General features: G+C 46.7%; 25 protein-coding genes, 1 pseudogene and 1 riboswitch. Of the genes and pseudogenes, 7 read left to right on the top strand and 19 right to left on the bottom strand.

What is annotated here, in order from left to right; translation table 11 throughout:
* Positions 1-6: 6 nt before the first annotated feature.
* The 7 genes from thiF to NYE50_RS06550 all read right to left on the bottom strand — a co-directional run bounded on the left by thiF (position 7) and on the right by NYE50_RS06550 (position 6,470).
* Positions 7-1,017, bottom strand: coding sequence for a thiazole biosynthesis adenylyltransferase ThiF (thiF, locus tag NYE50_RS06580; RefSeq protein WP_033574521.1), 1,011 nt, complete (start codon positions 1,015-1,017; stop codon positions 7-9).
* Positions 1,014-1,784, bottom strand: coding sequence for a thiazole synthase (thiG, locus tag NYE50_RS06575; RefSeq protein WP_007610655.1), 771 nt, complete (start codon positions 1,782-1,784; stop codon positions 1,014-1,016). Before thiG ends, thiF begins: the two co-directional genes overlap by 4 nt.
* On the bottom strand, positions 1,781-1,984 hold the full coding sequence (thiS, locus tag NYE50_RS06570; RefSeq protein WP_007409096.1) for a sulfur carrier protein ThiS: 204 nt from the start codon (positions 1,982-1,984) through the stop codon (positions 1,781-1,783). Before thiS ends, thiG begins: the two co-directional genes overlap by 4 nt.
* Positions 1,981-3,090: a glycine oxidase ThiO gene (gene thiO / locus NYE50_RS06565; RefSeq protein WP_224988787.1), complete on the bottom strand. Its 1,110-nt coding sequence runs from the start codon at positions 3,088-3,090 to the stop codon at positions 1,981-1,983. Before thiO ends, thiS begins: the two co-directional genes overlap by 4 nt.
* Positions 3,074-3,691 carry a thiazole tautomerase TenI gene (tenI, locus tag NYE50_RS06560; protein WP_224988788.1) on the bottom strand — a complete coding sequence of 206 codons (618 nt, stop codon included), beginning with the start codon at positions 3,689-3,691 and terminating at the stop codon, positions 3,074-3,076. Before tenI ends, thiO begins: the two co-directional genes overlap by 17 nt.
* Positions 3,669-4,376, bottom strand: coding sequence for a thiaminase II (tenA, locus tag NYE50_RS06555; protein WP_015417218.1), 708 nt, complete (start codon positions 4,374-4,376; stop codon positions 3,669-3,671). Before tenA ends, tenI begins: the two co-directional genes overlap by 23 nt.
* 87 nt (positions 4,377-4,463) lie before the next feature.
* Positions 4,464-4,572: riboswitch (TPP riboswitch) on the bottom strand.
* A 53-nt stretch (positions 4,573-4,625) separates the two neighbouring features.
* On the bottom strand, positions 4,626-6,470 hold the full coding sequence (locus tag NYE50_RS06550; protein WP_224988789.1) for a monovalent cation:proton antiporter family protein: 1,845 nt from the start codon (positions 6,468-6,470) through the stop codon (positions 4,626-4,628).
* A gap of 227 nt (positions 6,471-6,697) precedes the next feature.
* Between NYE50_RS06550 and prpE the strand changes: the two genes are divergently transcribed.
* Positions 6,698-7,447 (top strand): bis(5'-nucleosyl)-tetraphosphatase PrpE, encoded by a 750-nt coding sequence (gene prpE / locus NYE50_RS06545; RefSeq protein ID WP_007409101.1) that lies wholly within the window; start codon positions 6,698-6,700, stop codon positions 7,445-7,447.
* A gap of 33 nt (positions 7,448-7,480) precedes the next feature.
* Here the strand turns inward: prpE and NYE50_RS06540 are convergent, their stop codons facing one another.
* The 4 genes from NYE50_RS06540 to NYE50_RS06525 are packed head-to-tail and all read right to left on the bottom strand — an operon-like array spanning position 7,481 to position 10,235.
* The gene (locus NYE50_RS06540; RefSeq protein ID WP_159354010.1) at positions 7,481-8,374 is read right to left on the bottom strand and encodes an RluA family pseudouridine synthase; all 894 of its coding nucleotides are present in this window, start codon (positions 8,372-8,374) and stop codon (positions 7,481-7,483) included.
* 14 nt (positions 8,375-8,388) lie between these two features.
* A complete protein-coding gene (locus NYE50_RS06535; RefSeq protein ID WP_003155018.1) occupies positions 8,389-9,189 on the bottom strand; it encodes an NAD kinase in 801 nt (266 codons plus the stop codon).
* Positions 9,190-9,206: 17 nt separating this feature from the next.
* Positions 9,207-9,842: a GTP diphosphokinase gene (gene yjbM / locus NYE50_RS06530; protein ID WP_003155019.1), complete on the bottom strand. Its 636-nt coding sequence runs from the start codon at positions 9,840-9,842 to the stop codon at positions 9,207-9,209.
* A 27-nt stretch (positions 9,843-9,869) separates the two neighbouring features.
* Entirely contained in the window at positions 9,870-10,235 is a 366-nt protein-coding gene (locus NYE50_RS06525) for a UPF0738 family protein (RefSeq protein ID WP_012117290.1), read from the bottom strand.
* A gap of 124 nt (positions 10,236-10,359) precedes the next feature.
* Here NYE50_RS06525 and NYE50_RS06520 point away from each other — a divergent pair, with 124 nt between their 5' ends.
* The 5 genes from NYE50_RS06520 to NYE50_RS06500 all read left to right on the top strand — a co-directional run bounded on the left by NYE50_RS06520 (position 10,360) and on the right by NYE50_RS06500 (position 13,602).
* Entirely contained in the window at positions 10,360-10,932 is a 573-nt protein-coding gene (locus NYE50_RS06520; protein ID WP_224988790.1) for a CYTH domain-containing protein, read from the top strand.
* 4 nt (positions 10,933-10,936) lie between these two features.
* Complete coding sequence (locus tag NYE50_RS06515; RefSeq protein ID WP_224988791.1) at positions 10,937-11,623, top strand: lytic transglycosylase domain-containing protein; 687 nt, start codon at positions 10,937-10,939, stop codon at positions 11,621-11,623.
* A gap of 228 nt (positions 11,624-11,851) precedes the next feature.
* Entirely contained in the window at positions 11,852-12,250 is a 399-nt protein-coding gene (locus tag NYE50_RS06510) for a globin domain-containing protein (protein WP_003155023.1), read from the top strand.
* Positions 12,247-13,149, top strand: coding sequence for a protease adaptor protein SpxH (spxH, locus tag NYE50_RS06505; RefSeq protein WP_003155024.1), 903 nt, complete (start codon positions 12,247-12,249; stop codon positions 13,147-13,149). The genes NYE50_RS06510 and spxH overlap by 4 nt, the downstream gene beginning before the upstream one ends.
* Before the next feature lie 285 nt (positions 13,150-13,434).
* The gene (locus tag NYE50_RS06500) at positions 13,435-13,602 is read left to right on the top strand and encodes a hypothetical protein (RefSeq protein ID WP_003155026.1); all 168 of its coding nucleotides are present in this window, start codon (positions 13,435-13,437) and stop codon (positions 13,600-13,602) included.
* A gap of 37 nt (positions 13,603-13,639) precedes the next feature.
* Here NYE50_RS06500 and pepF read toward each other — a convergent pair whose 3' ends face one another.
* From pepF to mecA, 3 genes are all read right to left on the bottom strand, one after another.
* A complete protein-coding gene (pepF, locus tag NYE50_RS06495; RefSeq protein ID WP_094296111.1) occupies positions 13,640-15,469 on the bottom strand; it encodes an oligoendopeptidase F in 1,830 nt (609 codons plus the stop codon).
* 227 nt (positions 15,470-15,696) lie between these two features.
* Positions 15,697-16,857 carry a competence protein CoiA family protein gene (locus NYE50_RS06490; protein ID WP_061862069.1) on the bottom strand — a complete coding sequence of 387 codons (1,161 nt, stop codon included), beginning with the start codon at positions 16,855-16,857 and terminating at the stop codon, positions 15,697-15,699.
* Between the two features lie 150 nt (positions 16,858-17,007).
* A complete protein-coding gene (gene mecA, locus NYE50_RS06485; RefSeq protein WP_003155032.1) occupies positions 17,008-17,664 on the bottom strand; it encodes an adaptor protein MecA in 657 nt (218 codons plus the stop codon).
* 275 nt (positions 17,665-17,939) lie between these two features.
* On the opposite strand from mecA, the gene NYE50_RS06480 reads away from it, so the two are divergent.
* Positions 17,940-18,596: a TerC family protein gene (locus NYE50_RS06480; protein WP_224988792.1), complete on the top strand. Its 657-nt coding sequence runs from the start codon at positions 17,940-17,942 to the stop codon at positions 18,594-18,596.
* 58 nt (positions 18,597-18,654) lie between these two features.
* On the opposite strand, the gene spx is transcribed toward NYE50_RS06480, so the two are convergent.
* The 5 genes and pseudogenes from spx to NYE50_RS06455 all read right to left on the bottom strand — a co-directional run bounded on the left by spx (position 18,655) and on the right by NYE50_RS06455 (position 23,197).
* Positions 18,655-19,050 (bottom strand): transcriptional regulator Spx, encoded by a 396-nt coding sequence (gene spx / locus NYE50_RS06475; protein ID WP_003155034.1) that lies wholly within the window; start codon positions 19,048-19,050, stop codon positions 18,655-18,657.
* A 197-nt stretch (positions 19,051-19,247) separates the two neighbouring features.
* Positions 19,248-19,799, bottom strand: a pseudogene (locus tag NYE50_RS06470) (GNAT family N-acetyltransferase); the annotation flags it as partial.
* Between the two features lie 117 nt (positions 19,800-19,916).
* Complete coding sequence (locus NYE50_RS06465; protein WP_084191224.1) at positions 19,917-21,104, bottom strand: putative glycoside hydrolase; 1,188 nt, start codon at positions 21,102-21,104, stop codon at positions 19,917-19,919.
* Positions 21,105-21,210: 106 nt separating this feature from the next.
* Positions 21,211-22,128, bottom strand: a complete 918-nt coding sequence (gene oppF / locus NYE50_RS06460) for an oligopeptide ABC transporter ATP-binding protein OppF (RefSeq protein ID WP_015239568.1) — start codon at positions 22,126-22,128, stop codon at positions 21,211-21,213.
* Positions 22,121-23,197, bottom strand: coding sequence for an ABC transporter ATP-binding protein (locus tag NYE50_RS06455; protein WP_003155039.1), 1,077 nt, complete (start codon positions 23,195-23,197; stop codon positions 22,121-22,123). The genes oppF and NYE50_RS06455 overlap by 8 nt, the downstream gene beginning before the upstream one ends.
* Between the last annotated feature and the right edge of the window lies 1 nt (position 23,198).

Genomic DNA, 23,198 nt, shown 5'->3' with positions numbered 1-23,198 from the left:
TTCGCATTATCCGATCCATTTATGATAAAAGGATTTCGCTCTGCTGATATCACTTGTGCCGTGTATTAATGCTCTGCCGTCACGAAACAGTACCATCTTGAAATTGTCTTTGCAAAACGAAATTAAATACGGGTTGGCTGAAACATCAAGCCCTGTCCGTCTGAGCTGTCCCGCAAGTTTTTGCAGATCAAACTGTTCAGAGATCCCCGCTCTGATCTGCACCGTGTTCCGCCCGCACAGAACCGCCGCTTTTGTCTGATTTTCATAGGATAAAAACGGATAATCGTTTGTGCCGCAGCTTGGGCAATCAGCCGACTTAAGACGGGCGACGTTTATTTCTGACCGTTCATTTTTCCATAAATCAAAGGAACGGAGAACATGCTCGATAGATCCGCCCGTTAACAGCTTCAGCGCATCTGCTGCCTGAAAAACGGCCGTCTGCAATACAGCCGGGCTGATGATTCCCGCCGTATCGCATGTCATACCGCCTAAAGGCAATGTCTCAAGCAGACAATGAAGGCACGGCGTTACACCGGGAATGACGGTAAAGGAGAGCCCGTAGCTGCCGACACAGGCGCCGTACAGAAAGGGAATTCCTTTCTGCACAGCCGCATCATTCACAATCAGCCTCGTTTCAAAGTTGTCGGCGGCATCCACGATGAGGGAAGCATCACGAATCAATCCGGGTGCGTTTTCCGCAGTGACATCCATGACAAATCCCTCGACCTCTACATCACTATTTATAGACCGAAGCCGTTTTTCAGCCGCCGCGGCTTTCGGCATTTCCTGTCTGACATCGTCTTCGGTATAAAGCTGCTGGCGCTGGAGATTACTCCACTCCACATAATCTCTGTCAGCGATCGTTACCTTCCCGACCCCTGCTCTGACAAGCATCTCCGCACTTGCCGTTCCAAGCGCACCTGCGCCGATAATCACGGCATGAGACGACCGGAGCTTCTCTTGGCCGGAGGGACCGATCGGCTGAAACAGCTCCTGTCTGGAATATCTGTCCGTCATACCGGAAGACCGTCTCGCGGACTGCTTGCAGTTCCGTAATCTTTCACCGGAATTCTCCCCGCTTCATAAGAAAGACGGCCCGCTTCTACGGCAAGCTTCATCGCCCTGGCCATCTTGACCGGATCATCAGCGCCTGACACAGCGGTATTTAACAGCACGCCGTCAGCCCCGAGCTCCATCGCGTAGGCGGCGTCTTTTGAAGATCCGACGCCGGCATCGACAATGACCGGCACCTTCGCCTGTTCAATGATAAAGGAAAGATTCAGCGGATTTAAAATTCCCTGACCGGAACCGATCGGAGAAGCGCCCGGCATAATGGCATGCACTCCGAGCTCCTCAAGACGTCTTGCGAGCACGACATCGTCTGACGTATACGGAAGCACGATAAATCCCTCTTCGAGCAGCTGTTCTGATGCTTTCAGCGTTTCAACCGGATCAGGCAAAAGTGACCGGCTGCATCCGATGACTTCTACTTTTATCATGTCACAAAGCCCTGAAGCTTTGGCAAGCCTTGCGATTCGGACCGCCTCTTCAGCCGTTGCGGCGCCGGCCGTATTCGGCAGAAGCGTATATTTAGACAAATCAAGCTGTTCGAGAAAGTTAGGCTGAGACTCTTCAAAGATGTTCATCCGCCGCACCGCAAAGGTTAAAATATCTGATTCCGAGACAGCCACCGCCTCTTTCTGAATCTCAAAACTCGGATATTTTCCCGTTCCTAACAGCAATCTTGACTGAAACTGTTTTCCGCCTATTGTTAACATCCTCATCCGCCTCCTACAAAATGGACAATTTCTATGACATCGCGGTCACACAAACTTGTATTTTCATAATTCTTTTTTTCAATGATTTCTTTATTTCTCTCCACAACTACGATTCTTTGATCAAGCTGGTACGATTCAAGCAAATCCTGAACCGTCCCCTCATTTCGATTCCAATCAATTTGTTTTCCGTTCAGCTGAAGGATCATATATGAACAGCCTCCTTGCGATCAATTCGAAACGCTTCTTCCCATTCCTGTTTAATCTGTCTTTCCAGGATCATATCCCGCACCATTTCAGCCGTTGCCGGCGCCAACAGGATGCCGTTCCGAAAATGGCCGGCGGCGAAGATGATGCCGCTGTCTTCAGGATGCCGCCCGATAAACGGCTTTCCGTCTCTTGTTCCCGGCCTGAGACCCGCCCAAAACCGGTCTATTTTCATATGTTCGATGGCGGGAAGCATTGTTTTCGCTTTTGCAATGACGGCCTCAATTCCTCCGATGTCAGGCGTATCGCTCCAGTCGCCCTGTTTCATCGTGGCGCCGATGACAAGCCGGCCGCTTTTTCTCGGGACGACATAACAATGATCATGGTAAAGGGTTTTGGTCAGCGGGGTATCGTCATTCCACACGGAAAGGCATTCTCCCTTCACAGGAAAAAAAGGCTGTCCCAAGCCGAGCTGGCTGAAAAACCGGCCGCTCCATACACCGCTTGCAACTGCGACTTTGTCAGCATAGACATCCCCGCCGGATGTTGTGATGCAATATTCTCCGTTCACCCGTTTTACGGAGGTGACTTGTGTATGCTCATATATGTGAGCGCCATAGCGCCGCGCTCCTTTTGCATACGCTTTGCAGACATAGTACGGTTCGACATGGACATCGTCTTTTATAAAACTTGCGCCGAGAATGTCTTTTGAAGCGTAAGGCTCTTTTTCAAGGGCATCTTTCGCTGAAAGCCAGGTGACGGAAGGCAGATCATCCATCTTCCGTAGACGGGCGATATCTTCTTCGGTATACGCCAGTTTAAGCATTCCGCCGTTATGGCGCCTGATGTCAATGCCGCAAGCTTCCTCAAGCTCTTGCCCCGCCGCTTCATACAGCCTTTGACTGTGCATGGCAAAATCAAAAAACGCATCCCGGTTTTCACATTCCGCATGAGCGCCCAGCATTCCCGCGGCAGCGCTTGTCGTTTTTCGGCCGACTTCTCCGGCTTCAAACAAGACAACGTTCTGCTGCGTCTTCGCCAGCTCATAAGAAATGGCGCACCCGATAATTCCGCCGCCGATCACCGCTGTATCATAGTACTTCTTCATAATCGGCCTCCCTTACCGCGCGTGCATACCGTTTTGCCGCCTCCTCAGGATTTTCAGCTGAGAAAATACCTGACATGACGGCAATTCCGTCCGGTTTCGCCTGCTTTGTGTGTCCGATCGTCTGCATTGTCATTCCGCCGATTGCGATGACGGGGATGGAAAGCGTGCGTTTGATCTCTGAAAGCAGGCTGATGCCTCTTGCTTCAAGTCCTTGTTTACATTCGGTTTCAAATACATGGCCGAACACCACATAATCCGCATCTTCCTTTTCAGCTTGGATAGCTTCTTTCAGCGAATGAACCGAACGTCCGATATGAAGATGGGGAAATCTGCTTCGCACCTGCTTTACGGAAAAGCTGCGGGACGGAAGCTGAACACGGTGTATGTTGGCAAAAAGCGCGATATCCGCCCTGTCATTGATAATCAATTTGTCCTTATCCGCACCGCCCTTTTTCAAAAGGGACAAAAGCTGCATGATCTCTCCCGCTGTTTTATCCCGCTCACGGATATGGATAAAGCTTACTTCGCGCTGAATCGAAAGAATATCCTCGGCAAGCTCGGCAACGGGTTTGCGATTATCAGTTACCGCGTGCAGCTCCAAAAGATTCCACCTCTTTTCCGCCCTTCTCGGACCAGCCTTCTTTTTGATAGGCCATTCCCCAAAATTGATATTCATAATAGCTTGAAATCACAAAATTCTCTTTCATTTTCGCGCGGATGTCCTCTGTGCTGTTTTCAGCAATCTCGTCGAAACGGCTGATTTGTTCTTCGACTTGCTGTCTGAACCAGTCTCCGCCGTATGTACCGATCCATTTTTCATAAATCGGATGCTCCGGTTTGCACTCTTTTAAGTGTTCGCCGACTTCATAATAAAGCCAATAACAGGGCAGAAGTGCAGCTAATATTTCTCCAAAATTGCCGCTCATCACCGATCTGTACATATGAGACGTATAAGAATAGGCGGTCGGTGCCGGTTTAAATGCCGCACGCTCTTCTTCCGTAATCCCTAAAAGCTCCGTAAACTCGCGGTGCAGCGCCATTTCCGCTTCATATGTCCCTTGAGCGTGGCCCGCCATCCTGCCCGTCGTAAACAAGTCTTCGGCATATGCGGCGCCGAACGCCTGAACTTTTGCAAAATGCGTCAAATAGTAGGAATCTTGCAGCACGTAATAGCTGAAACGGTCTATCGGCAGGCTTCCGTCACCGATTCCCGTTACAAACGGATGAACAAAACTTCCGTCCCACCATTCGGCAGCCGCCTGTCTGCATTCTTCAGAAAATGTCATCATGTCTTCCCCCCTGATAAAATAAAAAAACCACTTTCCCGCATCGGAAAAGTGGTTTGGAATTTAAATGGATAAAAGGAACCCCCAAAAAATACCGCTCCACTTCCCTACGCAGGTCTGAACCTGTTCAAGTTATGAGGGTCTAAAAGTCTCACTTTTATCTCAGCCCTTATGAAGGACACCCCTAGTGGTCATACGATTAATGATTTATTTGTTATGCCTTCTATATTATCACGAATTGCAATTTGGTCAAGCTTCAAGGATTTTTCTCAGTTCCGACACGTAGTTGCGCGAGCCCGTGACGATGAGGCGGTCTCCTGTTTTCAGCCGCGTGTCTCCGTGCGGAACGATGCTGTCCACACCTCTGAAAATCCGGACGAAAATCACATCGCCCATCAGCGGAAATTCCCGCAGAATGATGCCGTTATACGCCGGGTTTTCCAGATTGATCTGATATAACGAATACTCCTCATTCGTCAGGAGGCTCATCACGCCCGGCGCCTCAATTAATGCGCGCAAGAGCGTCTTTGTAGACAGAAGGATAGAAAAAATACTGATGCCCTCTTCTTTCAGTTTTGTTTCATGCTCAACCGAGCCGACGCTTGCGATGATACGCTCAGTCCCTTTCTCTTTCGCTATTAAGGCGATTTCGGCGTTCACATCTTCATTTCCCGTCGCCACGACAAGAATATCCGTTTTGAAAATACCGTGCGACTCAAGCGTACCGGGCTCGTAATCAGAAATCGTGTCAACCGAAAAAACCGATTCCGCAAGCGTTTCCCCGGCATTTTCCTGATACACATGGACGACCCGTACTTCATATTCCTCCTCAGGCAATTCCAGCGTAACCGGAAGTGTCATTTGGTTGGCGCCGATAAATGTAATGCGCTTTTTTTCCTGCGGCGCGCTTTGCCGTTTGTATAATTTCTTAAAGCCGATCGGCGTGATGATGCTGGCAATAACCGCAACTAAAGTCAGCGCGCCGGACATATTGGCGCTGATAATGTGGAGCCTTTCTCCGATCGTAGCCGCCGCGATAACAAGCGACAGCGTGGACGTCAGCAAAAAGCCCGAAGCAAACACGGTTCTTTTGTCATACCATTTCTTTAAATAAAACACCGGGAACATTTTGCTGATAAACAGCGCAAGCAGAAGCAGCGGAATCATCGTTACTGTTTTCGGATCTTGGAAAAGTGTCCAAATGTCCAATTTCACCCCGACCATGACGAAAAAGATCGGAATTAAAAACCCGTAGCCGAATGAATCCAGCTGTTCCACCATTTCTTTATTCGGAGACAGAAGCGATACCAGAACGCCTGCCAAAAACGCGCCGAGAATATTTTCCGCCCCGAGAGATTCCGATAAAGCGACAAGCACGATAATCAGTGTGAAAATGGCCCGCGTGCCGATCTGCACGGTGCCTTTAGACATCGACTGCACAAATGAACGGTGTTTAAAGATCCTGCCGAAGAAATACAGCACGACCCCCGCGGCAAAAAGAATCAACAGAAGCCACATATTTCCGCTGTCTTCTCCGTAAAGAGAAGAGAAAAAAGCGAGCAGAATCATCGTAGCCAAGTCCGCGATAACGGCGACAAGCAGGATGATCTGGCCGATATTGGAGTTCATGATCCGTTCTTCCTTTAAAGTCGGGACCACCACGCCGAGTGATATCGTCGAAATAATAAGCGTCATTAAAAATGCGTTTTGTATAAAACCGGCTAATACAAAGGCATAGGACAGCAGCAATGATAAAATAAAGATGCCGAAAAAGATAATCAGTGCGGCAGAAAACGTGTTGGGCGCTTCCTTGCCATTCGGAAGGAATTGTTTTTTCTTCCCTTTCTCAAATGAAGAAAAATCAATTTCCAATCCGCTTAAAAACATTAAAAAGATAAAGCCGAGAACCGACAGCGTCTCCAGCCACGTGTCTCCCTGAACGACAAGATTCAGGCCGCTTTTTCCGATAATAAGCCCCATGATGATCTCCGCGACGACGACGGGGATGCTGAGCTTAAACCGATGTAAAAGGAGCGGCGTCAAAAAAGCGACGATCAGAACGACGACTAAAGATGCGACTGATGTGTGTTCCATTCGTAAATACCTCCTTAAAACAAGGGCTATAAAAGCCCGCTTAAAGCGGGCGAAACCTTACTTTTTTTTAAAAACATAACGCATATTCTAACAAGGCTGAACGCGAAAAAAAAGTGATAAGGCTTTATTTCTTTAATTCTTTTTTAATTTGTACCAAAACAGCGTAATTAGGTATAGGAATTAGCCCCATAATAAATAAAAAACCGTTAATAAGGAGGCTGACACGAATGGCTTATGACATCATCAGCGATATACACGGATGTTATGACGAAATGATCGCGTTAATGCAAAAGCTCGGATATGAAGTGAAAGACGGAACGCCCGTTCATTCTGAAGGCAGGACGCTTGTCTTTGCGGGGGATTTAACGGACAGAGGCCCAAAATCCGTAGAAGTGATGCGTTTTGTGGCAAAAGCATATGAAAAAGGAGCCGTCCGTTATGTCCCGGGAAATCATTGCAACAAACTGTATCGTTACTTAAAAGGAAACCCCGTAAAAGTGATGCACGGACTGGAAACGACGGCAGCCGAACTGAAAGAGCTGTCTCCCGCCGACAGAACGGAAGTCTCCAGACAATTCATCCGATTATATGAGTCAGCGCCGCTTTATGACATTTTACATAATGGCGATCTCGTTGTCGCCCACGCCGGCATAAAAGCTGACGATATCGGTAAATACTCGCGTAAGGTAAAAGAATTTGTTCTGTACGGCGATATCACGGGTGAAACGTATCCCGACGGCAGACCCGTCAGAAGAGACTGGGCCGCCGCTTACGAAGGCAAGGCATGGATTGTTTACGGCCATACCCCGGTAAAACGCCCCCGGATCGTCAACCGTACAATCAACATTGACACAGGCTGCGTCTTCGGCAATCAACTGACAGGCTTTCGTTTTCCCGAGCACGAAACCGTCTCTGTGGAAAGCTCAATGCCGTATGATGCTTCACGATTTCGCGAAGATCACGGCAGGCAGGCATGAAAAAAAGCCCGAAACCGGCAAACGGTTCGGGCTTTACATGTGTTCAATTAATGTTTTCATATCGTCAGGCACCGGGGCGTGAAAAACGAGCGTTTCTCCGGTCATGGGGTGTACGAATGAAAGCCGCTCACTGTGAAGAGCCTGCCGCGCAATTCCCTCATTTTTTCCGCCGTACAGTGTATCACCGACTAACGGATGGCCGAGGTAGCTCATGTGCACCCGGATTTGATGCGTCCGCCCCGTTTCCAGCCGCAGGGCTGCAAGCGTAAACGCATGTTCCGCTTTTTCCGTTTGAAAATGCGTCACCGCTCGTTGTCCCTCCGGCGTTACCATCCGCTCAATAATACTGTCGTGTTTTCTTCCGATGGGCGCGTCCACCGTTCCTTCCTTCTGCGGCATGATGCCGTGTACGACAGCGAGATACCGCCTGCTGACAAGCCCCTTCTTCTGCGCTGCTGACAAAAGAGAATGGGAAAGCCGATGTTTGGCGATCAGCATCGCCCCCGATGTATCCCTGTCAAGGCGGGTGACAAGATGAACCGTTGATGGCACGCCGCTTTTTCGGTAGTGGCTGATCACTCCGTTAGCGATGCTTCCCGACGGATGTTCTCTTGATGGAATTGAGGAGACATACGGCTGTTTATTGACCACAAGCACATGGTCATCTTCATAAAGAATATCAAGCGGAACCGGCTCAGGCAAAAGCGTTTCACTCACATGCTCCTTCGGAAATTCAATCTTAAGCACGTCTCCGTCCGCTAACACGGTGCGGACGGTTACATGCTCTCCGTTCACAAGCAGGTCTCCCCCGCCGAATTTAATGTCAGCGAGTAGCCGCTTTGAAATGCCGAGCTGCGCCGTATATTCTTTTATCGTCATGCCGGCTTCCCGGGCAGTCATGTTCTTTTGGATAAAAAAGTTGTCCAATCCGTTTCCTCTTTCTATTCGCCTTTTCCGATAAAGGAGTCCTGCACCCTTTTCCAAAACGGAAAAGGGCGGAATCTTGCAAATCTGACTTTTTCATTTGCCACACGGCATAGAATGGACTTGACATCCTTATGCAACAAGGTTAAATGATCAATTGTGACTTGAAAGTCGACGTCGTTTCTCGGTTTGATGACACAGTTATGATGATCGGGAAGCAAAAGCGGCGAGCCGACAGTCCTGAACACTCTGTTGTTAATGGATGCCATTTCCGCAAGCTGAATCGCTCTGATGGAAGGGTGGATGATTGCGCCGCCTAACGCCTTATTATAAGCCGTGCTTCCGGAAGGCGTGGACAGACATAAACCGTCTCCCCTGAACGTTTCAAACAGCTGGCCTTTAATTTCCACGTCAGCGACGAGACTGCCTTCTATGCTTTTGATCGTACATTCGTTCAAAGCCAGATACCGCTCCTCACGCTCTTCATCATGATAAGTGACAATCACCTCAAGAAGGGGATACTCCACGGTATGATACGGCGTTTTGGCGATGGCCAGAACGAGCTTTTCTATCTCCTGCGGAACCCAATCGGCATAAAAACCCAAATGCCCCGTGTGAACTCCGACAAACGCCGTTTTATCGAGACGGTCGCTGTACCTGTGAAATGCGTAAAGAAGCGTTCCGTCACCGCCGACGGAAATAACGATTTCCGGCTCTTTTTCATCCAAGGTCATATCAAAATCGAGTAAATACGCCTGTATTTTGCTTTTCAGTGTATCTGAAACCTCGTCTCCTTTTGAAGAAACGGCAAATTTCATGCCATTCCCCTCCTTTCCTACTGGCGGTCTCCCGCTTTTTTCTTTCGCGAGAACGCGGCTTGGGCTTCCTGGATTTCTCCGCGGATTTCTGACATTTCTTCATCGAGCCGGGATGCGGCTTCTGAGGCCCGCTGCAGCCTCAGCTTTACTTTTTCGGGAATGTTCCCGCTGTATTTGTAATTCAGTGAATGCTCAATGGTTGCCCAAAAGTTCATGGCAAGCGTCCGAATCTGTATTTCCACAAGAACGTGCTTTTCTCCGGACGTTGTTTGTAAAGGATATAAAACGACAAGGTGGTAAGACCGATATCCGCTTTCCTTATGCTCTGCTATGTAATCCCGCTTATCGACAACGGTAAAATCTTTTCTGGCAAACAGCATATTTTTGACGATCTGGATATCATCGACAAATTGGCACATAATACGCAGCCCCGCGATATCCTGCATCGTTTCAATCTGATGAAGCGGTATGCTTTTTCGTCTCGCTTTTTCAAGTATGCTCGCCACCGGCTTCACGCGGCCTGTCACAAACTCAATCGGTGAGTGGTCATCTTCATACTCATAAAGGGTTCTGACGCCTTTCAGCTTCACCTTTAATTCTTCAACAGCCTGGCGGTATGGCGCTAGAAATTGCTCCCATTGTTTGTCATCCATCGTACATCCCCCAATTCCGAACCTGTTCTAAAGAAATACGTTTTTCACTTTTTCTTCCATATCTCCGTAGTTTGCATTATCTTTAATATTTTCAAGAAGATAATCGAGTTCTTCATGCAGCCCTGAAAGTTCAACCGTTTTTCCGCCGGCCTCAAGGACCGCCGGCTTTCTTTGGTCTAAGGCTTCTTTCAGATCCGGCCAGATATGTTCTTTTATAATGACATATTCAAAAGAGTCAGCTGATTCAAGTATGTATACAAAAGCAAAGTGATCGGAATCAACAAGCATTTGACCTGAGGCTTTGCGTTCCGCTCCGCTTAAGTCCTCTCCGCACTTCAAGCGGAGCGCGTCTTCTGTTAATGATGCATTTTGGATTTCAATTCTCTTTTGCATAATGTTCTCCTTTTTTAACAAAGTACAGCATTTATTTTATCATATCAAGGTCGATATTGATAAACGTAACCTCTAAAGAGATAATGGGAATTATACAATTTTTCGTCCTGAAAGGAAGACTGTCATGACCCAAGAAATAGAAATTGAATTCAAAAACCTGCTGACAAAATCAGAATTTCTGAAGCTGAGTGAAGCACTCTGCATGAAAGAACATGATTTTAAACAGCAGGTCAATCATTATTTCGACACGAAAGATTTTTCCCTGAAACAAAAAAAATCAGCACTCCGCATCCGAGAAAAAGACGGCGCGTTCGTTCTGACGTTAAAAGAGCCTGCCGCGGTCGGTCTGCTGGAAACCCACCAAGAGCTTGCGGCACCTGATCTTGACGTCTTCAAGATTCCGGAAGGCCCCGTCAAACGTCAGCTGGAAGGTCTCGGAATCAACTCAGAACACATTTGCTATTTCGGGACGCTGTCGACCGCACGCGCGGAAAAAGAATCAGAAAAAGGCTTAATCATTTTAGATCACAGCCGATATTTAGAGAAAGAAGACTTTGAATTGGAATTCGAAGCTGCTGACTGGGATGAAGGAAAACGGGCGTTTGAACAATTGCTCAAGCAATTCGGCATCCCTCAGCGGGTTACTAAAAATAAAATCCAGCGTTTTTATGAACAGAAACAAAAAAAGGTGGAATGACACAGTGAATATAACGAATTGGGCGGCCCTTCTCCAGCTTCAATCAATGGCGCTGCAATCAATGTCTAATACAAGCACCGCTTCAAGCGGACAATCTGCCGAAAGCCCGCTTTCAAATTTCAGCGCGCTGCTCAGCCAATATACGGGCACAGCCGTCCGGCAGCAGCCGGAATTGGGAATTTTAAACGGTGTGCGGACCGCTCACGCTTCATATTCACCGAGAATTCCCGTTTCATCCGGCTCCGCGGCTGCTTCACAGACCGCTTCCCCGGGCATAAAGTCTCCGGATGCGGCTTCTGATATCAGCACCGGAAACTTTTCAATAGACAGCGCCATTCAGAAAGCGGCCGAAAAATACGGAGTGGACGAAAAGCTGATCCGCGCGGTTATTAAACAGGAATCCGGCTTTAATCCGAAAGCGGTCAGCGGTGCGGGGGCAATGGGACTGATGCAGCTCATGCCTTCCACGGCAGAATCACTCGGGGTGTCAAACCCGCTTGATCCCGTCCAGAACGCTGAGGGCGGCACAAAGTACCTAAAGCAGATGCTCACGAAATACGACGGAAATGTATCTCTGGCGTTAGCCGCCTACAACGCAGGCCCCGGCAACGTAGATCGGTACGGAGGCATTCCGCCGTTTAAGGAAACACAGCAATATGTCAAAAACATAACCAAACAGTATTACGCGTAAACCAGAGAGGCTTCCTTCGCCCTCTGGTTTTTTTGCGGAGTGAAATCTTACACATGAATGAAGGCGATGTGATATGATATGAAATACAAGCGCCTGACAGAAAGGCACTTTGTTTGTAGAAATAAAATGTTATTGCTAAAATATACAGTAACTGAAGATAGTAAAACTGAAAGATAAATTCGCAATGGGAATTATGATTCCTATTAGCCATATAAAGGAGTAGTCAACATGGGACAATCGTTTAACGCACCATATGAAGCGATTGGAGAGGAACTTCTATCGCAACTTGTTGATACTTTTTATGAGCGTGTCTCGTCTCATCCCTTGCTGAAGCCGATATTTCCAAGTGATTTGACTGAAACGGCCAGAAAACAAAAGCAATTTTTAACCCAGTATTTGGGCGGACCTCCTCTTTATACTGAAGAGCACGGACATCCCATGCTCAGGGCAAGGCATCTCCCCTTTCCGATTACGGACGAGAGGGCTGATGCGTGGCTAAGCTGTATGAGCAAAGCGATGGATCAGGTCGGGCTGGAGGGCGATATTCGTGAATTTCTGTACGGGCGTCTGGAACTGACGGCCAGGCATATGGTAAACCAGTCAGAAGCGGAGGATCGATCATATTGACGAATTATCAGCATGAGCAATACTTCGCCCATTGCCACGGACATCCAAAAAAACCGCTCGAAATTTACATGTTTGTCGACCCTTTATGTCCTGAATGCTGGTCGCTGGAGCCCGCCATAAAAAAATTAAAAATCAAATACGGTCGTTTTTTTACGCTGCGGATCATTGTTTCCGCGAGCATTACATCGCTGAATAAGCAAAAGCGGAAAAAACACCTCCTTGCCGAAGCTTGGGAAAAAATTGCGAACCGTTCCGGGATGCCCTGTGACGGAAGCCTTTGGCTTGAGCAGGATCAGCCTCTTTCATCGCCCTACCTTGCCGCACTCGCTTTAAAAGCGGCCGAACTGCAGGGAAGAAAAGCGGGCATTCTGTTTCTCCGCAGCATGCAGGAAAGCCTGTTTGTTTCCAAGCAGAATATTACGGATGAAGACGTTCTTTTAGAAATTGCCGAAAAGACGAAATTGGATGTTGAAGAATTCAAGCGCGACCTCCATTCGCAAAGCGCGGTAAAAGCGCTTCAGTGCGATATGAAAATCGCGGCGGAAATGGACGTCACCGTCAACCCGACATTGACGTTCTTTAACAGCCTGCATGATGATGAAGGGCTGAAGGTTCCCGGCAACTATTCTTATGACGTATACGAAGAGATCTTATTCGAAATGCTCGGGGATGAACCGAAGCCTTCTGAAACGCCGCCTTTGGAATGTTTCATTGAATATTTTCGGTTTGTCGCATCGAAAGAAATCGCACTCGTTTATGATTTGAGTCTAGAAGAAGTTGAAAAAGAAATGAAAAAACTGGCATTCGCCAAAAAGGTCGCCAGAGTGGAAGCAAAGCACGGTCTGTTTTGGAAGTCTCTGGCCGGCACCCAGGAGGATGTCACCTGTTGTGATCATTAAAAAAAGCTGATTCCTTACGGAGCCGGCTTTTTTTGTGCAAATAAAGAAACCGCGCCGGGATAAGCGCGGTTTCATATGTCTTAACGACAACAAAGGGGATGGGAGAAATTTTTCACGGTCAAACAAAGGGGTAATGTTTGTTTGTGATCAATTTCACATCCTTATCATATCAAATCTTGTCGAGTTTTGACAAGCCATAAGATTAATGTTCATATTTTTGTCACAAAACATAACTGACTGCTTGTTTTCATAGAATATATCAATGAAAAACAAGGAGGGAAATCAATGCTCCGCACCGTATTGATCATCGGAATGATTGTGTTTTTCTTCTTTTTAAATCTGCTGGCCATGATGCACATGCTGCCGATTTACATTACATCTCCCCTGCTGTTTCTGTCCATATTGTTTGCCTTGTACCGGCTGAATCACAGAAAAACGTTTAAAGGGTTTTAGAAAAAGCCTGCGCAACTTATGCACAGGCTTTTTTGAATTACGAAGGGTTCACTTTCGAAAGAAGCTCTTCCATTTCGTTCAGCTTCTCTTCAAACATTTTGCAGGCCGCCTCGATCGGTTCAGGCGATGTCATATCGACTCCCGCTTTTTTCAGTATGTCGATCGGATATTCCGAGCTTCCCGCTTTTAAGAATTCGGTATAGCGCTCCACCGCAGGCTTGCCTTCTTTTAAGATCTGGCTGCTCAGCGCTTGGGCCGCACTGTAGCCTGTTGCATATTGATACACATAATAATTGTAATAGAAATGCGGAATTCTTGACCATTCCAGACTGATTTCTTTATCAATCACCATGTTGTCACCGAAATACTTTTTATTCAAATCATAATAAAGTTCGTTCAGCAGTTCAGGCGTTAGCGGCTCGCCTTCCTGCGCTTTCGTATGAATCAGATGCTCAAATTCAGCGAACATCGTCTGTCTGAACACTGTGCCTCTGAACCCTTCAAGCATGTGGTTGAGCAGGTACAGACGCTGTTTTTCATCCTTTAAGCTGTTCAGCATATATTCACCGAGCAGCGCTTCATTAGTCGTTGAAGCGACTTCAGCGACAAAAATGCTGTAGTTACCGTATGGATACGGCTGATATTTTCTCGTATAGTAGCTGTGCACGGAATGGCCGAACTCGTGAACGAGCGTAAACAGATTATTGACATTATCATGCCAGTTCATCAAGATGTACGGATTCGTGCCGTATGTACCGGACGAATAAGCACCGCTGCGTTTTCCTTTGTTTTCGTATACATCGACCCAGCGGTTTTCAAGTCCTTCTTTTAAAATAGACGCGTATTCCTCGCCCAGCGGAGCAAGTCCTTTGAGCATATAATCTTTCGCTTCCTCATATGTGACCTTCATTCCCGAATCTTTTACGAGCGGTGTGTACAGGTCATAAATATGGACTTCATCAAGGCCGAGCACCTTTTTCCGCAGGTCAATGTAACGGTGTAATAACGGAAGATGTTTATTGATCGTTTTAATCAGGTTATCGTAAACTTCTTCAGGGATGCTGTTATTGGATAAAGCCGCTTCCCGTGCTGATTTATATTTTTTCACACGGGCGTAAAAATTATCTTTTTTCACAGTGCCGCTGAGTGTAGTCGCCATCGTGTTTTTATACTGTCCGTATGTTTTATATACAGCTTCAAATGCGTTTTTGCGGACTTCACGATTGCTGCTTTCCAGAAAATTAATAAAGTTGCCGTGTGTGATTTGAGTTTCCTTGCCGTTTTCATCTTTAATCGACGGAAATGTAATATCGGCGTTATTTAAAACGCTGAATGTATTGGAAGGCGACGACAGCGCTTCTGAGGCTTCCGCAAGCAGGGCCTCTTCTTGTTCGCTCAGCACGTGCGGACGCTGTTTTGTAATTTCTTCAATTGCATGGGAGTAAAGCTTAAGCTCTTCTTTTTCGAGAATAAACTGGTGCAGCTTGTCCTCCTGAATCGCCAGAATTTCCGGTTCAATGTAAGCAGTCGCACTGGCAGCCTGAGAATACAGGCTTGCGGCTTTGTCGTTCAGCCCTTGGTAGAAAGAATTTCCCGTATCCTGGTCTGAGCGCATATGCGCGTATGCATAAAGTTTCCCAAGGCGGTTCGTCACTTCATCCTGTGCCGTAAGCGCCGCGTATAAATTATCAGCCGAATGAGCAAGTGTGCCTTTAAAAGAAGATAAATTCGGGATTAATTCTTTAACTGCTTGAAATTCTTTATTCCAGGCCTCATCACTAGGAAAAATATCCTCTAGTCTCCATGTATGCTCTGCCTTTACTTCACTTCTGTCAGGCAGCTGTGCTGCTTTATTTTCCTTAGTCATGGTGATCCCCCTCGTTTTCTTTACTTCAAGCCAATTGAAAAAACGATTGTTTCTCCAAAAACTTGTGTTGTGATTATCTTCCGGCTTTTCACTGCCTTTTGTCAAATCATATGCGGCATATAAGACCGAGCATACCAATAATACAGTGAAAAAACGAAAACAAAATGCTTGTACGCCCCTCACATTCGCCACCACCTTGACGTTAGGATGAACGAAATGAAGCATTCTCATTCCCCAAAAAAGAGCAGATCCCGCCGGCGCAGCTCTTCTGCCGTTTGAGGGCGCTTCCATTGAGATGAGGGCATATATACTTCATTCTCAATTTCCCTTAAAAAATCCTGCAAGCATAAGAAATCAGCATATTGTTTTACCGCCATTCCGATAAGGCTGTCTTGTGAACCATACCTCATCCGGATCTCCTTACCCCTGATTTTTTGCCGTAAATCATGAACCATGCCGGATAATCGGATCGGCGCGCCTTTTTTAGAAAGTTCCGCAAGCCGCAAGTATAAATGGCCCTGCCACACAAAAACGGGACTTGCAAACACAAAGCCCGCTGAAACGGGAATAAACACTTCAGAGGGGAGAAATGGAAATGCAACCTGATGTCTTTCGTAAAAAAGACACCGGATAAGACCGGCATCTTCAGATAAAAACCGCCCGCTTTTGTTGCGGAAGCCGGCTACGGCACGTCCCCACGAGGGAAGTCTGACGCTGTGCCGCCCTTCCGGATGACAAATGTCTTTCAGGTTTGCTTTGTGAAGAGGGATTGCGGTTAAGCCGGCATAAGAATAGCCGGTGTAAAACGGAGTGATGGAATGCAGCCTGTAAAAGGAGCGGGCGTCGGGGCAGTAAAACAGTAAGGAGGAAAATGAATGGACTTCAAAGAACTGCCAGTGAAAAGCAGAAAGCCGGAAAAATTGCGCGGCCAGCCGTTTTAACCGTTTTGCCCCGATAATCCAGACCGGCCGGTACCCGGCGTTTTTCAGGCCTGCCGTCCGGCTCTTTAAAGAGTCCGCCGAAAGGTTCGCACATTGAAATTCAAAAGCCAGCCTCTCTTCTCCGCTTTCCGCCGTCAAGTCAGGCCGCTGTCCCGCGGAAGTCAGATACGGTTCCAGGCTGACACTGCACCCTTGTGTCTTTAGCCAGAGAAAAAGCTGTCTTTTTCCTTCCAGATGGTATTCGCTTTCAGGTTCGGATTCCCCCGGACACAGCCTGCTTTTTTTATGAGCGAAGTGCGGCAGTTTCTCCCGGCCCAGTTTGATATCAAGCTCACTTTCGCAAACAGGGCAGAACCAGCGTTTCTTTCTCAGCTCCGCCGCTTTTTCCTTTGAATAGCTTCCGGCCAGCTGAATGAGCCTTCCGTCGGCAGTCACAGCACTGAACATGTTGCATCTTCTCCTTTCCTGAATCTTGTTGTATTCAGCAGGAAGAAGATATAATCCTGTTTGCGGATGAGAGCCGTTATACGGTTTTCAGCCGTTCATCCTGTCATTCAGAACAAAAAAAACCGATTTCTGCTGAGAGAAATCGGTTTGTTATGATGCAAAGTGTTTTTTTATTGTATATAACGCATGATCAGCGATCACCAATTTGCCGTATTCTTCAAGACGGTGAATGCTGACTGATGATTCGTGCGCGTACTCCAACAGGATGCTTAGCTGATTTTCAACCTCTTCATCAGTTTGCTCATAAAAATCTGCATATAAATAATATCGGTCTTCAAACGAATACAGGGTCGTTTTGATTCCGTTAAGATTCAATTTTGATAGCGAGATGAGATCCTCAAAATCATCGAACCGCAAAGTGAATTGAAGCTTTTGCTCCTTATCTTCCCGGCTCTCGGCCTGCTCTTCTTTCTGGAAATCATCAAGTAAAGCATCGAGATTTTCATCTGCCGGCTCTTGTTTTTTATCTTCCGGGATCGGCAGTTCGAGTTTTTGTCCGTCCTTGGAAAGCTGGGCTTTTGTTACGATTATTTCCAGTCCTTTGTCCAATGCCTGAACCTGAATCCAAAGAGGACCCTCGACAGCGAATTCTTCTTCATCATGCACTTCATCCATGACTTCCCAGAACAGTTCTTCACTGCGCTCGCGATTGTACCAGATTTCTTCTCTGTCAAAACCGCGATCTTCAATATCACCATAAGACATATAAAATTTTACAGTATGCTCATTAATTCTTTCTATTTCCATTTTGCCAACCTTCCCTTCTTTATAAGATGTTGAAGGGACATCTAAGCTCCCGATGAATAGTACTTTACTACACTTTACCCATTCCGTCCACATCTTAACCTTATAGAGGACAGCGCAAATTCTTTATATTTCTATTTTATGATAAAACAGTTATAAAAGAAATAAAAAAGCATTTTCACACCGAAAAACAGGCTTTCTCCCGGTTCCCATCATAAATAGCGCACTGCTTCATATATTAGCTGTACAAGCAATCGATCTATAAGCGAGGTGTTACCATGCCGCACGATTACCTGCTGTCCCTTCTGCTTATTATCGGGATTGATCTCATTCTCGGCGGTGACAATGCCGTCGTCATCGCGATGGCCAGCCGGAATCTGGCGCATAAACAAAGACAGCAAGCGATCCTCTTCGGAACGTTTATCGCAGTCGTCTTGAGAATCGTGCTGACGAGCGCCGCGGTCTATTTATTGAATGTTCCTTTTTTACAATGCGCAGGCGGGGTGTTTTTATTGTATCTCGGCTATCAGCTTCTGATTGAGAAGAAAGATGCGCAGCATGTGAAAAGCAGTTCTTCCCTTTGGAAAGCCATCCGCACAATTGTTTTGGCTGATATCTTTATGTCTCTTGACAATGTCATCGCAGTAGCCGGCGCTTCTCACGGTGAGCTGACGCTTGTAGTGATAGGGCTTTTCATCTCGGTGCCGATTATCATTTGGGGCAGCAAGCTCGTTCATGCCGCTATGGAGAAAATGCCTTTACTGATGTACGCCGGAAGCGGCCTTCTCGCATTTACCGGCGGTGAAATGATTGCCGGGGACAGCAAGCTGTCTTTCTTCATGGCGGAACATGGCACTATACAGATGATGCTGCCGATTTTGACCGTCGTTTTTGTCATCCTCGCCAGTATGATTTATCAGCAGACTGAAAAATAATAAAAAGCCCAAACCGCCGACGGTTTTGGGCTTTTTCCATGCTTATCGTAAGCTTATATCAGTTAGCCAGACGCTGTGCTTCTCTTAATTGGAAAGAACGTACTTTTCTAGGCAGGAATCGTCTGATTTCATCTTCGTTATAGCCGACTTGCAGACGTTTTTCATCAATGATGATCGGACGGCGGAGCAGTCCCGGATGCTCATTGATCAGAGTGTACAAGTCTTGAAGCGGCATTGATTCAACATTTACGTTCAGTTTCTGGAATACTTTAGAACGGGTAGAGATAATTTCATCCGTACCGTCTTCAGTCATACGCAGAATCTGCTTGATCTCATCAATTGATAACGGCTCGGAGAAAATGTTTCTCTCTACAAACGGAATCTCGTGCTCTTCAAGCCAAGCTCTTGCTTTTCTGCATGACGTACAGCTAGGTGATGTGTATAATGTAACCATTAATCTTCACTCCTCTAATTAGTAGGATGAACATGTTTGTATTCTCAAATTGAAATGACTTTAAAAAAGGAATCTTTATAGGTATTATACTATAAAAAAGTAAGTGTGAACAGTCTCCTGAGAAAAAAATGTGTCAATCCGGCAAATTTACGGCTGGCGGATGTTTCCCCATTCTCAATTAGCTCAGCTGATCGAATTCGTTTTTTCTCATCAATGACTTTGAGAACTTCATCCGTTTTTTCGTATGATTCTCCGTACCATTTTTCATCTTTATAAGTGTGAATGTTTTCATATGTCTGTTTCATTGCTTCAAACATTTCTTCTTCTGATTCCGTCTTAGGTGACCAGTACAGAATCTCCATTTTGTTCACTTCATTCGTAGCCAATGACCGGCGCCGATACCCGATTGACTGCGCGTGCTTGAAATGCTCTCTTTGATAAAAACGCAAGCGTTTCTGTGTATCCGTGTCATCCTCGTCAACAGGCTCCACCTCAAGCAGAATCGGCTTGTTTTTCTTTTTCAGCCTGCCGATCAGCTTGCTTCCGAGGCCTTGTCCTCTGGATTTCTTTGACACAAACAGGTAATCAATAAAGATGAAAGAGTCAAATTCCGCATACATCAGCACGTGGTACTGCCCCTCTTCTTTATGATAAACATCGCTTTGCTCCTTTAACAGAGCTTCCATATGCGCTTTTGATTTCATTTCTTCAATCGGAAAATATTCACTCAGCTTTTCGTACCAGTTCATTCATTTGCTCCTTATGGGTTCGTTGTCTTCACACTTTTAGATATACCCCATTTCCGATTGTTTAAACAATCTTACATCTATTAAGACGTGTGATCCTTTAACATGGTTTCAATTTTTTTAAAATGGTGTGTAATCGACGTTTTTGGTATAGCGGTTTGCCGCGTCCCACAATAAAAATTCGTCAATTCCTTCATCATGCAGCGCTTTAACCTGGTCTTCCACCTGGCGTTTCCCGTACTTTTGATAATTTCCGCTGCCGAGATATGATGCCGTGAAGTCCTGAAGCCACGGACGCGATACAGGCGGGTGTTTCAGCTTAGACAGTTTTTTATTTTCCACCTTTGCGTATTCTTTGACGACTTTGTAAGGCTCAAGATCCGGTTTATCAATGCCGAAATAGCTTGTCCAATGGCTCGGGTAAATCATGGATGAAATGACATCGACCTGTTCTGAAATTTTGCTGAAATTCTGGCCGATCCCCGGCGCTTCCGGCAGCGTGGCTGAATAGCCGAAAATATCAACCGACACATCCGCACCGTACGGCTTGAGTTTTTTCTTCGCATAACCGACAAAATCGGTGACGGCATGAACGCGTTTTTGCACATTGCTGTCTGCTGTTTTTCCGTAATCGCCGTGACCGTATGTCAGTTCGTCATCACGTTTTTCAAATCCTTCAGGAAAACGGACATAATCAAACTGAATTTCTTGAAAACCCATCTTTACGGCTTGTTTTGCAATCTTTACATTGTAATCCCATACTTCTTTCATAAACGGATTGACGAACGATTCGCCGCGGCCGTTTTTCCAGACACTTCCGTTTTTTTCTTTAAAAGACCACTCCGGCTTTTTGTTCGCGAGTTCGCTGTCTTTAAATACGACAATACGCGCGATCGGATAGATCTTTTTTTCCTCCAGCTTTTTCATCATCTTTTTTGGGTCTTTGATGTACGGCTTGGCGATTTTGGCATACTCAGAATGGCCGTCCGGCTTAAAGGTGAGGTTTCCGTTGTCATCCTTGACATCAATCACCATTGTATTGAGCTCCGTTTTGTCCACAAAGTCTGTCAGCTCCCCGAATTTGCTTCCTCCCGCTGAATGCCCTGTGACGTAAATGCCCCGCACCTTATCAGGATGTGAAAAATGCAGCCCTGACGGATAAGCGAACCGTGCATTTGATTTCGGCAGTTCTTTTTCGGCCAGCGCTATTTTTACAAGCGGCTGCTCCTCTTTCGCAGCGGCGTGGGCCGGATAAGCGGCTGCACTGATAAACAGTCCCGCACAAATGGCGCACAAAATGGTTTTCATACTGATCTCCCCCTTTTTTTCCATTATAGAAAAACGGGAGCAGGCTTAATAAACTTGAATGTGCGCAAAAAAATCCTCCAAGACTGAGTCTTGGAGGAAGATAGGTTTATAGGTAGGTTTTAAATTCAGCTTCAGTGCACATGACAAAGTGTCCCGGTTTCACTTCTCTGAATTCCATCTTTTCTCCGTCTTGCAGCTGATGAATGGACGGATCGTATTTCTTTCGCGTGCGATTTCTTTCATAGTCCGGATCAGGGAGCGGGATAGCGGACAGCAATGATTTCGTGTATGGGTGAAGCGGGTTTTCGTAAAGCTCATCCGCCGGCGCAAGCTCCACCAATTTTCCGAAATACATGACGCCGATGCGGTCGCTGATGTATTTGACCATTGATAAATCATGGGCGATAAACAGGTAAGTGAGCCCTTTTTCTTTCTGCAATTCTTTCATTAAATTGACGACTTGCGCCTGAATGGAGACGTCAAGCGCCGAAATCGGTTCGTCCGCGATGATAAACTCCGGATCAACCGCCAGCGCTCTGGCGATTCCGATACGCTGTCTCTGTCCGCCCGAAAATTCATGCGGGTAGCGGTTGGCGTGCTCTTTATTTAAACCGACCGTTTCCAGCAGTTCGTGAACCCGCTGCATCCGCTCTTTTTTCGTTTTTGCCAGGCGGTGAATATCTATTCCCTCGGCAATAATGTCGGCGACTGTCATTCTCGGATTTAAAGATGCGTACGGATCCTGGAAAATCATCTGCATTTTCCGGTTAAACTCCAGCAGTTTCTTGCGGGATTTTTTCCCGTGGACATTTTCCCCGTTAAAGAGAACTTCCCCGCCGGTTGCCTCATACAGCCGGATAATACTGCGGCCCGTCGTTGATTTACCGCAGCCCGATTCTCCGACAAGGCCGAGCGTTTCGCCTTTATAAATATCAAATGACAAATCATCTACGGCTTTTACCGTTCCTTTTTGCGTGAAAAAATGCTGTTTTAAATGTTTGATTTCGAGAAGCTTCTCAGTCATTTTTTTCACCTTCCTTCATTAAAACAGGATGCTGATACGTATTCGGAAGCTGACGGATTTTAGCCTTCACCGCTTCAGGCGGCTCGACCTTAGGTGCATCAGGATGCAGAAGCCACGATTTCACAAAATGCGTATCAGACACTTTATACATCGGCGGTTCCTGTTCAAAGTCGATTTTCATCGCATATGAGCTGCGGAGCGCAAATGCATCCCCTTTCGGAGGATTCGTCAGATCAGGCGGCGTGCCCGGGATGGCCGTCAGTTTTTCCTGATCTGTGCTGTCCAGGCTAGGCATTGAGGCAAGCAGTCCCCACGTATACGGATGGCGCGGATCATAAAAGATTTCATCCACCGTGCCCGATTCGACGACCTGACCCGCGTACATGACGGCGACCCGGTCGGCGACATTGGCGACAACGCCGAGATCATGCGTGATAAAAATGATAGACGTATCAATTTTCTTTTGCAGATCTTTCATCAGCTCAAGGATCTGTGCCTGAATCGTCACATCAAGCGCTGTTGTCGGTTCATCGGCAATTAACAATTTCGGATTTGCCGCAAGCGCCATCGCGATGACGACACGCTGTCTCATCCCGCCTGAAAATTCATGGGGGAATTGGCCGATCCGTTTTTCGGGCATCGGAATCCCGACGAGATCAAGCAGCTCTATGGCGCGCTTTTTCGCCGCTTCACTTGAGATTTTTTCATGTTTGAAAAGCACTTCCGTAATTTGTTTGCCGACTCTCATCGTCGGGTTCAGAGAGGTCATCGGGTCTTGGAAAATCATTCCGATGTCCTTTCCTCTGATGGCCTGCATTTCTTTTTCAGACATCGGCACGATATCGCGTCCGTCAAAAAGAATCTGTCCTCTTTTAAAGTAGCCCGGCGGCATCGGGATCAGCTTCATAATCGCTTGGGAGGTCACACTTTTTCCGGAACCCGACTCCCCCACGATCGCAAGCGTCTCTCCTTTATTCAAATGGAAATTCACGCCGCGGATTGCCTGTACCTCTCCGCCGTATGTTTTAAATGAAATGGCTAAGTCTTTTACTTCTAGCAAACGTGTCACT

It is taken from the genome of Bacillus sp. EU55 (assembly GCF_038005925.1).
Taxonomy (GTDB): domain Bacteria; phylum Bacillota; class Bacilli; order Bacillales; family Bacillaceae; genus Bacillus; species Bacillus velezensis.
Note: the sequence above shows the minus strand (reverse complement) of the source record. Positions and strands in the feature narration are given on the sequence as shown.

What these genes read in the sequence shown, in the direction of transcription:
- NYE50_RS06535 (WP_003155018.1), bottom strand. Translation starts at nt 9,189, where the DNA reads ATGAAATTTGCCGTTTCTTCAAAAGGAGACGAGGTTTCAGATACACTG.
- NYE50_RS06480 (WP_224988792.1), top strand. Translation starts at nt 17,940, where the DNA reads ATGCCGCACGATTACCTGCTGTCCCTTCTGCTTATTATCGGGATTGAT.
- mecA (WP_003155032.1), bottom strand. Translation starts at nt 17,664, where the DNA reads ATGGAAATAGAAAGAATTAATGAGCATACTGTAAAATTTTATATGTCT.
- pepF (WP_094296111.1), bottom strand. Translation starts at nt 15,469, where the DNA reads ATGACTAAGGAAAATAAAGCAGCACAGCTGCCTGACAGAAGTGAAGTA.
- NYE50_RS06550 (WP_224988789.1), bottom strand. Translation starts at nt 6,470, where the DNA reads ATGGAACACACATCAGTCGCATCTTTAGTCGTCGTTCTGATCGTCGCT.
- yjbM (WP_003155019.1), bottom strand. Translation starts at nt 9,842, where the DNA reads ATGGATGACAAACAATGGGAGCAATTTCTAGCGCCATACCGCCAGGCT.
- NYE50_RS06520 (WP_224988790.1), top strand. Translation starts at nt 10,360, where the DNA reads ATGACCCAAGAAATAGAAATTGAATTCAAAAACCTGCTGACAAAATCA.
- thiG (WP_007610655.1), bottom strand. Translation starts at nt 1,784, where the DNA reads ATGAGGATGTTAACAATAGGCGGAAAACAGTTTCAGTCAAGATTGCTG.
- oppF (WP_015239568.1), bottom strand. Translation starts at nt 22,128, where the DNA reads ATGACTGAGAAGCTTCTCGAAATCAAACATTTAAAACAGCATTTTTTC.
- NYE50_RS06510 (WP_003155023.1), top strand. Translation starts at nt 11,852, where the DNA reads ATGGGACAATCGTTTAACGCACCATATGAAGCGATTGGAGAGGAACTT.
- NYE50_RS06490 (WP_061862069.1), bottom strand. Translation starts at nt 16,857, where the DNA reads ATGTTCAGTGCTGTGACTGCCGACGGAAGGCTCATTCAGCTGGCCGGA.
- thiS (WP_007409096.1), bottom strand. Translation starts at nt 1,984, where the DNA reads ATGATCCTTCAGCTGAACGGAAAACAAATTGATTGGAATCGAAATGAG.
- NYE50_RS06525 (WP_012117290.1), bottom strand. Translation starts at nt 10,235, where the DNA reads ATGCAAAAGAGAATTGAAATCCAAAATGCATCATTAACAGAAGACGCG.
- prpE (WP_007409101.1), top strand. Translation starts at nt 6,698, where the DNA reads ATGGCTTATGACATCATCAGCGATATACACGGATGTTATGACGAAATG.
- NYE50_RS06465 (WP_084191224.1), bottom strand. Translation starts at nt 21,104, where the DNA reads ATGAAAACCATTTTGTGCGCCATTTGTGCGGGACTGTTTATCAGTGCA.
- thiO (WP_224988787.1), bottom strand. Translation starts at nt 3,090, where the DNA reads ATGAAGAAGTACTATGATACAGCGGTGATCGGCGGCGGAATTATCGGG.
- tenA (WP_015417218.1), bottom strand. Translation starts at nt 4,376, where the DNA reads ATGACATTTTCTGAAGAATGCAGACAGGCGGCTGCCGAATGGTGGGAC.
- spx (WP_003155034.1), bottom strand. Translation starts at nt 19,050, where the DNA reads ATGGTTACATTATACACATCACCTAGCTGTACGTCATGCAGAAAAGCA.
- thiF (WP_033574521.1), bottom strand. Translation starts at nt 1,017, where the DNA reads ATGACGGACAGATATTCCAGACAGGAGCTGTTTCAGCCGATCGGTCCC.
- NYE50_RS06500 (WP_003155026.1), top strand. Translation starts at nt 13,435, where the DNA reads ATGCTCCGCACCGTATTGATCATCGGAATGATTGTGTTTTTCTTCTTT.